Raw genomic sequence first — 260 nt, 5'->3', positions numbered from 1 at the left:
CCATCCACTGTGTGTGGGTGAGGCCCCCAGCTAGATTACTGGGTTGATAGGCAGGATGTGGAAGCAAGGACCAAAGACTTGTGTAGCTGACCTGTACTAATAGGCCGATGGCTTACAACACACTATCTAAACTGTGTGTCGACAAAATACGTTTTTCTGATTGTTCGCGTTCACTATGCGGTTACGAGACAACAACCTCGAACCTGAAGATTTGCAAGGATAAGCTACCGGACCACCATGGTTGGTTTGTGTGCTTCGTG

At 48.1% G+C, this 260-nt stretch carries 1 rRNA gene; it reads left to right on the top strand.

The features are described 5' to 3' along the window. Nucleotides 1-121 (top strand): 23S ribosomal RNA (locus RF641_RS17610); the annotation flags it as partial. Nucleotides 122-260: the final 139 nt, after the last annotated feature.

Source organism: Arthrobacter sp. 'calajunan' (assembly GCF_046940185.1).
GTDB classification, from domain to species: domain Bacteria; phylum Actinomycetota; class Actinomycetes; order Actinomycetales; family Micrococcaceae; genus Glutamicibacter; species Glutamicibacter soli.
Note: the sequence above shows the minus strand (reverse complement) of the source record. Positions and strands in the feature narration are given on the sequence as shown.